General features: G+C 72.4%; 8 protein-coding genes. 4 read left to right on the forward strand and 4 right to left on the reverse strand.

Annotation, left to right across the window (positions count from 1 at the left end):
• The first annotated feature begins 228 nt into the window (after positions 1 to 228).
• A complete protein-coding gene (locus ACTHMS_RS22675) occupies positions 229 to 924 on the forward strand; it encodes a septum formation family protein (protein WP_440308925.1) in 696 nt (231 codons plus the stop codon).
• Here the strand turns inward: ACTHMS_RS22675 and ACTHMS_RS22680 are convergent.
• Entirely contained in the window at positions 908 to 1456 is a 549-nt protein-coding gene (locus ACTHMS_RS22680) for a GtrA family protein (protein WP_440308926.1), read from the reverse strand. The genes ACTHMS_RS22675 and ACTHMS_RS22680 overlap by 17 nt on opposite strands.
• A 25-nt stretch (positions 1457 to 1481) precedes the next feature.
• Between ACTHMS_RS22680 and ACTHMS_RS22685 the strand changes: the two genes are divergently transcribed.
• On the forward strand, positions 1482 to 4904 hold the full coding sequence (locus tag ACTHMS_RS22685) for an error-prone DNA polymerase (protein WP_440308927.1): 3423 nt from the start codon (positions 1482 to 1484) through the stop codon (positions 4902 to 4904).
• 115 nt (positions 4905 to 5019) lie between these two features.
• Complete coding sequence (locus ACTHMS_RS22690) at positions 5020 to 5811, forward strand: thioesterase family protein (protein ID WP_440308928.1); 792 nt, start codon at positions 5020 to 5022, stop codon at positions 5809 to 5811.
• Between the two features lie 70 nt (positions 5812 to 5881).
• On the opposite strand, the gene ACTHMS_RS22695 is transcribed toward ACTHMS_RS22690, so the two are convergent.
• Genes ACTHMS_RS22695 through ACTHMS_RS22705 form a run of 3 tightly spaced genes read right to left on the reverse strand, consistent with a single transcriptional unit; the run spans position 5882 to position 8445 of the window.
• The gene (locus ACTHMS_RS22695; protein ID WP_440308929.1) at positions 5882 to 6826 is read right to left on the reverse strand and encodes a carbohydrate kinase family protein; all 945 of its coding nucleotides are present in this window, start codon (positions 6824 to 6826) and stop codon (positions 5882 to 5884) included.
• A 40-nt stretch (positions 6827 to 6866) separates the two neighbouring features.
• On the reverse strand, positions 6867 to 7832 hold the full coding sequence (locus ACTHMS_RS22700) for an LLM class F420-dependent oxidoreductase (RefSeq protein ID WP_440308930.1): 966 nt from the start codon (positions 7830 to 7832) through the stop codon (positions 6867 to 6869).
• Between the two features lie 31 nt (positions 7833 to 7863).
• Positions 7864 to 8445: a mismatch-specific DNA-glycosylase gene (locus tag ACTHMS_RS22705; protein ID WP_440308931.1), complete on the reverse strand. Its 582-nt coding sequence runs from the start codon at positions 8443 to 8445 to the stop codon at positions 7864 to 7866.
• A 117-nt stretch (positions 8446 to 8562) separates the two neighbouring features.
• Here ACTHMS_RS22705 and ACTHMS_RS22710 point away from each other — a divergent pair.
• On the forward strand, positions 8563 to 9547 hold a 985-nt coding region (locus ACTHMS_RS22710; protein WP_440308932.1), incomplete at its 3' end, for a RecQ family ATP-dependent DNA helicase.

Below are 9547 nucleotides of genomic sequence, written 5' to 3' on the forward strand. Positions count from 1 at the left end.
CCCCCGCGGGGGGCCGCCCGCCGGCGGGTGGCCCCCCGCGAGGGCACCCCCCCCCCCCGGGGGCGCCGCCGGTGGCCGCTGCTCGCCGTGGCCGCCGCGGTCGCGGCGTTAGTGGCCGTGATAAACCAGCGCCAATAATAGGCGTAGGACCCCCTTCCCAAAGCGGCACCGACGTCGACACCGACGCCGACCGGCAACAGCTCGGCGACCGAACCGCAGGTCAGGGGCATGGCCGACCTGTCGATCGGTGACTGCTTCAGCGTCGTCGGGAGCGGTGCACAGCAGATCGTGCAGCCGCACGGATGCACGCAGCACCACACCGACCAGCTCGTCCGGCTCGAACGGGCGGCGGGCGACGACGACCGGTTCCCGCCGGACTCGTACTGGAACGGCCCGGTCGCGAAGCGCTGCGAGCAGGACGTCGCCGCGTTCACCGGTCTGACCGCCGACCGGTGGCCGCTGCACTTCGCGGCGAACCAGTTCCACCCGGTGCGCACCGGGTGGGCGAGCGGCGACCGGACCGTCTACTGCGTGGCGGAGTGGTTGCGCGGCGGCGGCGTCGGCACGGCCCGGCAGCTCACCCCGCGACCGCCCCAGGCGGCGATCACGGCGCCGGACGACCGGACGATCACCGGCGTGCTCGCCGAGCTGCGGCACGGGCCGAACAGCTGCCTCGCGCTGGACGCGGGCGGCCGCCGCACGGCCATCGCCTCGGTCGACGGCACCTACACGTCCGGCTTCACCACGGTCGACGGCGTGCTCGACCGCGTCCACTCGGGGCTGTTCCGCGGCGTGAGCACGAGTGCCGCCCTGCCGGTGCGCCGGATCGGGGACACCGTGCGCCTCACCGGCTACTTCGACACCGACACCACCGGCGTCGAGTGTGGCGCCCACACCGTCTTCCGGTTCACCGGGGTGCGCTGACGAGCCGCCCGCGGGCCGTGCGACCACCCGGCGTTCCCGCGCGCCGGAACGACCACCACTTGTTGCCGAGGAAGTTGCCGGGGGTGACGAGCACGATCGCGAGCGCCTGGGCGGTGATCGCACCCAGGCCGGCGGCGACGAGCAGGGTGAGCACGGCGAGGTTGGCGGCGTAGACGCTGACCGAGACGATCAGGAACCGGAGCCCCTGCACCGCGACGCTGCCCCGCTCACGGCGGAAGGTCCAGAGGCGGTTCCACATGTAGTTCCAGCTCGCCGCGGTGAGGAACGACAGCGTCGCGGCGACCGCGTAGTGCCACCCCGCCTGCCGCACCAGCACGGTGTACGCGGCCAGGTTGACGAGGTAGCCGCTCGCGCCGACCGTCGCGAAGCGGGCGAACTGCAGCCAGTCCGCCCGGCGGTGCAGCCGCGGCCGGGTGCGGGCGGCGAGCGCCTCCATGCCGGCACCGTGCGCCTGCGCCGGGCGACGCAGCAGGGTCGAACGTCGCGCGAAGGGCCCGGCGGTTGGCAGCATCGAAAGCGCGTTCTATTGTGGAGCGATGGGTTGGGAGAACCCTCCGATCCCGTGGACGGAGCTCGAGCAGCGGCTGTCGTGGCGCAAGCCCACCGGGCGTCCCGACACCGAGTTCATGCCCGAGCAGCCGGTGTCGCACAAGCGGGCGGCCTACGAGCCGGTCGGCGAGCGGCCGGCCGTCGCGCCGAGCGTGCCGTTCGCCGAGCTGCACGCGCACTCGTCGTTCAGCTTCCTCGACGGCGCGTCGTCGCCCGAGGAGCTCGCCGAAGAGGCCGTGCGCCTCGGCCTCGAGGCGCTGACCCTCACCGATCACGACGGCGTCTACGGCATCGTCCGCTTCGCCGAGGCCGCCGAGGCGCTCGGCCTGGCCACCGGCTTCGGCGCCGAACTGTCGCTCGACGTGCCGATGCCGTCGACCCAGGCCGAGCGGTCGATCGGCGCGCGGCAGGGCGTACCCGACCCGCCGGGCACCCATCTGCTCGTCCTCGCGCGCGACCCCGACGGGTACGCCGCGCTGTCGAGTGTCATCGGACGCGCCCAGTTGCGCGGCGGCGCGAAGGGGCGGCCGGTCTACGACATCGATGAGATCGCCGACGCCTCGAACGACCACTGGCTCGTCCTCACCGGCTGCCGGAAGGGCGCCGTGCGGCGGGCCCTCGACCACGGCGGCGTCGACGCCGCCCGCCGCGCGCGCGCGGACCTCGTCGACAGGTTCGGCCGTGACAACGTCGTCGTCGAGCTGACCCACGAGCTCGACCCGCTGGCCGACGAGCGCTACGAGGTCCTCGCCGCGCTGGCCGACGAACTGCGCCTCGACCTCGTCGCCACGACCGCCGCGCACTACCACGGGCCGCCGCGGCGTCCGCTGGCCACGGCGATGGCGGCGGTGCGCGCGCGCTCGACGCTCGACGACATCGACGGCTGGCTGCCGGGGTGGGCCGGGCAGCACCTGCGCTCGGGCGACGAGATGGCCGCGCGGTTCGCCCGGTGGCCGCGGGCGGTGGCCAACGCGGCCCGGCTGGGCAAGGAGATCGCGTTCCCGCTACGGCTCATCGCACCCGACCTGCCGCCGTTCCCGTACCCGCCCGGGCACACCGAGATGACCTGGCTGCGCGAGCTCACCGAGCGCGGCTTCGCCGAGCGCTACGCCGGCAAACCCCATGCCGAGAAGGCCCGCGCGATGATCGAGCACGAGCTGGCGATCATCGAGGAGCTGCACTTCCCCGGCTACTTCCTCGTGGTCTGGGACATCGCCCGGTTCTGCCGCGAGCGCGGCATCCTCTGCCAGGGCCGGGGGTCGGCGGCGAACTCGGCGGTCTGTTACGCGCTCGGCATCACCGCCGTCGACGCCGTCTACTACGACCTGATGTTCGAGCGCTTTCTCGCGCCCGAGCGCGGCGAGCCGCCGGAAATCGACCTCGACATCGAGAGCGACCGCCGCGAGGAGGCGATCCAGTACGTCTACGAGCTGCACGGACGCGCGCACGCCGCGCAGGTCGCGAACGTCATCACCTACCGGCCGAAGTCGGCGATCCGCGACGTCGCCAAGGCGCTCGGGTACGCGCAGGGGCAGCAGGACGCGTGGAGCAAACAGATCGAGATCGGCTACTACTGGACGGCCGACACCCTCTCGGCGTCGTCGCTGGAGGAGTCGTCCGACGACGCCTCAACACCTGTCGAGCCACCGCCTGAGATGGTGACCGCGCTGGCCGAGGAGCTGCAGAACGCGCCGCGCCACCTCGGCATCCACTCCGGCGGCATGGTGATGTGCGACCGTCCGGTCATCGAGGTCTGCCCGGTCGAGTGGGGACGCATGCCGGGCCGCACCGTGCTGCAGTGGGACAAGGACGACTGCAGCGCCATCGGCCTGGTGAAGTTCGACCTGCTCGGTCTCGGCATGCTCTCGGGCATCCAGTACGCGCTCGAACTGATCCGCGAGCACCACGGTGTCAGCTACGAGATGGCGACGATCCCGCCAGAGGCGCCGTGCGTGTACGACATGCTCTGCGCCGCCGACTCGGTCGGCGTGTTCCAGGTGGAATCGCGTGCGCAGATGGCGACGCTGCCCCGGTTGCGTCCGCGCTGCTTCTACGACCTCGCGATCGAGATCGCGCTCATCCGTCCCGGGCCGATCCAGGGCGACTCGGTGCACCCGTTCATCCGGCGCAAGAACGGCAAGGAGCCGGTGACCTACCCGCACCCGCGGCTGAAGGGGCCGCTCGAGCGGACGATGGGCGTGCCGCTGTTCCAGGAACAGCTCATGCAGATCGCCGTCGCCGTCGCCGACTTCAGCCCGGCCGAGGCCGACCGGCTGCGGCGCGCGATGGGGTCGAAGCGGTCGCGCGCGAAGATCGAGGCGATGAAGATCCGCCTCTACGACGGCATGGCGGGCAACGGCATCACCGGCGCGATCGCCGACGACATCTACGAGAAGATCCAGGCGTTCGCGGCGTTCGGCTTCGCCGAGTCGCACTCGATCTCCTTCGCGCTGCTGGTCTACGCGTCGTCGTGGCTCAAGCGCCACTACCCCGCTGCCTTTTGCGCAGCATTGATCAATGCCCAGCCGATGGGCTTCTACTCGCCGCAGACGCTCGTGCACGACGCGAAGCGGCACGGCATCGAGGTGCGCGGCCCGTCGCTCGTGCACTCGCAGGCCACCGCCACGCTCGAGGGGCCGTTCGATGGACCGTCACAGTGCCCCTGCCTGGACGCGCCGCAGCCGGCCGTGCGGCTCGGCCTCTCGTCCGTGCGCTCGATCGGCGACGAGCTCGCGAAGACGATCGTGGCGTCGCGCGACGCGGACGGCCCGTTCACGTCGATGGCCGACCTCGCCCGCCGCGTCGGGCTCACCGCCGACCAGCTCGAGGCGCTCGCCACGGCCGGGGCGTTCGACCATTTCGCGACAGCGAAGCAACGGCATAGTGGCGGGTCGCGGCGCGAGATGCTCTGGGGTGCGGGTGCGGCGGCCACCTCGCGTCCGGGACAGCTCGACGTCGCCGTCTTCGACGAGCAGGCGCCGCCGCTGCCGGTGATGACCGAGCCCGAGCAGCTGATCGCCGACGTGTGGGCCACCGGCATCTCGCCGACGAACTACCCCACCGCGCTGATCCGTCCGCGATTGCAGGCGATGGGCATCCGCACCGCGGCCGAGGTGAAGCAGGTGCCCGACCGCACCCGCATCACCATCGGCGGCGTGGTCACCCACCGGCAGCGTCCGGGCACGGCCCGCGGCGTCACGTTCCTCAACATCGAGGACGAGACCGGCATGCTCAACGTGATCATCGACCCGGTGGTGTGGCAGCGGCACCGGCGTGTGGCGCGCGAGGCCGGCGGACTGCTCGTGCGCGGCATGCTCGAACGCACCGAGGACGGCGTGATCAACGTCCTGGCCGAGCACGTCGAGCGGCTGCCGCTGGGACTGCACACCAAGTCGCGCGACTTCCGTTGACGCCAGAGACCGCTTGTCCCCCGGCCCAGGCATCTCGTCGGCCCAGATCTGCCTGGGACGGAGGACAAGCCGGCCTCGGTTTGAGAGTCCTACCGACTCTGTCAGAATGCGAGGCATGGATTTCTCGTCCGCGACCGAACTGAAGGCGACCGAGCCGGGACGCTTCGCCGCCGAGGTCGACGCCACCTGGTCGGTCGGCGGCAAGGCCAACGGCGGCTACCTGCTCGCCTTGCTCGGCCGTGCAGCGGCGGAGACCAGCACGCATCCGCACCCGATCGCGGCCAGCGCCCACTACCTGCGCTCGCCCGACGCCGGCGCGGTGACGGTCGAGACGGCAGTGCTGCGTGAGGGCCGCAACGCCACCCAGCTGCGCGCCCGGCTGCTGCAGGGCGACACCGTCTGCGTCGAGGCGTTGATCACGACGGCCGGACTCGGCGAGAGCGAGCCGTTCTGGTCGGCCGGACTGCCCGCCATGCCGGCCGACGCCTGGGACGACTGCGTGCGGCTGCCTCCCGTGACCCCCACCGGACTCGACGTCCCGATGATGGGCGAGATCGACCTGCGTCTCGAGCAGGCGACCCTCGGCTTCGGTCGCGGCAGGCCTTCCGGCGCCGGTGAGCTGCGCGGGTGGCTCGCCCTGCCCGACGGCGAGGCGTTCGATCCGATCTCGCTGCTCTTCGCCGTCGATGCCTTCCCGCCCGCCACCTTCGAGATCGCCCCGAGCGGGTGGGTGCCGACCCTCGAGCTGTCGGTGTACGTGCGCGCGCTGCCGGCGCCCGGACCCGTGCGCGTCCTGCAGCAGGCGCGGCTCATCGATGCCGGACGCGTCGACGAGGCCTGCTTCGTCTGGGACAGCACCGGCCGCCTCGTCGCCCAGGCCACCCAGCTCGCCGGCATCCGCCTGTAGCGGGCCGCGCCGTCCGGACCGGTTGATCAACAGACGCGCTCGACCAGATACGACCGTGCGCGTCTCTTGATCAAGAGGATCCAAGTCGGCGCGCGTCGAACTCGGCGCGGGTCGGGGGGTTCGCGCCGGCACGCTCGCAGGTGATCGCGGACGTGAGCACGGCCTGCTCGATCGCCCGCACCAGCGCCGGCGAGCGCTCGGCGACCATGGCGCGGAACGCCAGCGGCGTCGCGAGGTCGGCGTCGCAGATCGCGGTGAGGAAGCCGCCGGTGAACGCGTCGCCCGCGCCGACGGTGTCGACCAGCTCGATGCGCGGCGCGGGCACCGACGCGACGAGGCCGTCGGCGGTGAACGCCTGCGCGCCCTCCGGCCCGCGCGTCACCAGAACGAGCGAGGCGCCGAGCGCGCACCACGACGCCGCGATCTCGACCGGCTCGACACCCGGGAACAGGACGCCGAGGTCCTCGTCGCTCGCCTTCACCACATGCGCCTGCGCGACGCCCGCGGCGATCACGTCCAGCACCGGCTCGACGTCGGTGATCAACGACGGGCGCGGGTTCGGGTCGAAGCTGATCAGCGTGCCCGCGTCCCAGGCGCGTCGTTGCAGTGCCATCACCGGGCCGGACGACAGCGGGTGCCATGCGGCGATCGAGCCCGTCTGCAGCACGCGGCCGAGCGGCACGGCCTCGAGCTCCGCGTCGGTGAACGCGAGTGCTGCCGAGACGTCGAAGTCGAACTCGTAGTGCGCGCGGCCGTGCTCGTCGAGCGTCGACACGGCCACCGACGTCGGCTGCGACGCGGTCACGAGCGAGCCGAGCCGGATCCCCGACTCGGCCGCCTTCGCCCGCAGCATCTCCCCCGGCGCGTCCGCCCCGACCCGGCCGACGAGATCGACGGCGAGGCCGAGGCGGGACGCGGCGAGCGAGACGTTGAGCGGGCTGCCGCCGGGGTGGTCGCTCGCGACGACGCGGTCGACGAGCACCTCCCCGACGGCGGTGAGGTCGGCCGGTGGCATGGACGCACCGTACCGAGCAGCGCACCTCCGACGACTGCGGCTACAGCTCCTTCAGCGCGAGCAGCAGTTCGCGCTCGGCCCAGTCGAGGAACTCCGGCTGCGTGTCACCGCCGATCTGGACGACGGCGACGTCGGTGAAGCCGGCGTCGACGAACTCCTTCACGGCCTGCACGTGCGCGTCGAGGTCCGGCCCGCACGGGATGTTCTCGGCGACGTCATCCTTCGTCACGAACTGCGTCGCGGCGGCGAAACCGGCGGTGCCCGGCATCTCGGCGTTCACCTTCCAGCCGCCGGCGAACCAGCGGAACTGATCGTGGGCGCGCTCGATCGCCTTGTCCTTGTCGGGGTCCCAGCTGATCGGCACCTGGCCGACGCGCGGCTTGCCCGCGCCGCCGTGCTGGTCGAACAACCGGCACAGCTCGGCCTCGGGCTCGACGGCGATCATGACGTCGCCGAGCGTGCCGGCGAGCTCGGCCGACTGGTCACCCGAGATCGCGATGCCGATCTTCGGTGGCTGGTCGCCGATGTCCCAGAGCTTCGCCGAGTCGACCCGGAAGTGCTCGCCCTTGTAGTTCACGTAGCCGCCGCCGAAGAGCTCGCGGATGATCTCGACGGCCTCGTGGAACATCTCGTGCCGCACGTTCACCGGCGGCCACCCGCGGCCGACGACATGTTCGTTGAGGTTCTCGCCGGCGCCGAGGCCGAGGGTGAAGCGTCCGCCCGAGATCAGGCCGAGCGTCGCCGCCTGCTGCGCCACGACGGCCGGGTGGTAGCGCATGATCGGGCAGGTGACGTAGGTGTAGAGCTCGACCCGCTCGGTCGCGTGGGCGACGGCGCCGAGGGTCACCCAGGCGTTGGGCGCGTGCCCCTGGCTGTCCAGCCACGGGAAGTAGTGGTCGCTCGAGACTTCGAAGTCGAAGCCGGCCTGCTCGGCGCGCACGGCATCACGGATCAGGTCGCGGGGGTCGGACTGCTCGGTCATCAAGGTGTAGCCGAATCGCGTCATGCCCTCGCCCTACCCGGGGCATGACGAAGCCTCACGCGGGTGGGTCGAAGACCGCGATGCCCGCGGCGATCGCGACCTCGCGGTAGGCCGCGGCGAGGTCGGCGACCTGCGAGTGCGCGTTCAACCCGCTCGGGTTCGGCACGACCCACAGCTGCGCGCCGGCGAGGTCCTCGGGCTGCCGTCCGACCCGGGCGCGCGGGCGCTCGAACCCGATGCGGTACGCGGTCACACCGAGCACCGCGACGACGCGTGGACGCAGGGCGGCGACGCGACCGGGCAGAGCACGGGCACCGGCGCGGAACTCCTCCGGGGTGACCTCGTCGGCGCGGGCCGTCGCCCTCGCCACGATGTTGGTGATGCCGATGCCGCGGTCGAGCAGGTGCCGCAGGTCGTCGGACCGGTAGCCGCCGGACGCGTCGACGAGGCGATCGGTGATACCCGCCCGATACAGCGCCGGGTAGAAGCGGTTGCCGCGCCGGGCGAAGTGGGCCTGGGCCGCAGCCGTCCAGAGGCCGGGGTTGATGCCGACGAACAGCAACCGGGTGTCCGGGCCGACGAGGTCTGCCACGACGGCGGTGCGCGCCGCCTCGAGCTCGGCCCGCGTGAACCCCATGCCGTCCATTGTGTGTGGCGACGCGGCGGGCGCCGGCCCGGCGTGTCCACCCGCACGGTGGCCACACACCGCCCGGGGCGAGCGTTCCTGTCAGAGGTGCCTGGTAGGCAGGACGGCATGACAGGCGTGATCGACCGGACGGCCCTCCGCGACGAGGCCGAGGCGCACCTGCGCGCACTCGCAGGCCCCGAGGCGCGGCTGCGCGACGACCAGTGGCGGGCCATCGAGGCGCTGGTGGCCGACCGCCGTCGCGCGCTGGTCGTGCAGCGCACCGGGTGGGGCAAGTCGGCGGTCTACTTCGTCGCCACCGCCCTGCTGCGGGCCCTCGGGTCGGGGCCGACGGTGATCGTGTCGCCGCTGCTCGCGTTGATGCGCAACCAGATCGCCGCGGCCGAACGCGCCGGCATCAGGGCCGCGACGATCAACTCGACGAACGTGGACGAGTGGCGCGAGACCTACGCCGCTGTGGGCCGCGGCGAGATCGACGTGCTGCTGCTCTCGCCCGAGCGGCTCAACAATCCCGAGTTCCGCGACAACGTGCTGCCCGCGCTCGCGTCCTCGTGCGGCCTGTTGGTCGTCGACGAGGCCCACTGCATCAGCGACTGGGGGCACGACTTCCGTCCCGACTTCCGCCGCCTGCGCACGCTGCTGCCCGAGCTGCAGCCCGGCATCCCGGTGCTCGCCACGACCGCGACGGCGAACTCGCGGGTCGTCGACGACGTCGCCGACGTGCTCGGGCTCGGCTCCGGCGACGTGCTGGTCCTGCGCGGGTCGCTCGACCGCACGTCGCTGCACCTCGGCGTCGTGCAGCTGCCGTCGACGGCGCACCGTCTCGCCTGGCTGGCCGAGCGACTCGCCGCGCTGCCCGGGTCGGGGATCGTCTACACGCTCACCATCGCCGCCTCGCAGCAGGTCGCCGAGTACCTGCGCTCGCGCGGCTTCGAGGTCACCGCCTACTCGGGGCAGACCGAGCAGACCGAGCGCCTCGCCGCCGAGGACGACCTGATCAACAACCGGGTCAAGGCGCTGGTGGCGACGTCCGCGCTCGGCATGGGCTTCGACAAGCCCGACCTCGGCTTCGTGATCCACTTCGGCGCGCCGG

The sequence above is a fragment of the Jatrophihabitans sp. genome (genome assembly GCF_051960575.1).
In the GTDB taxonomy this organism is placed as follows: Bacteria; Actinomycetota; Actinomycetes; order Mycobacteriales; family Jatrophihabitantaceae; genus JBQCEE01.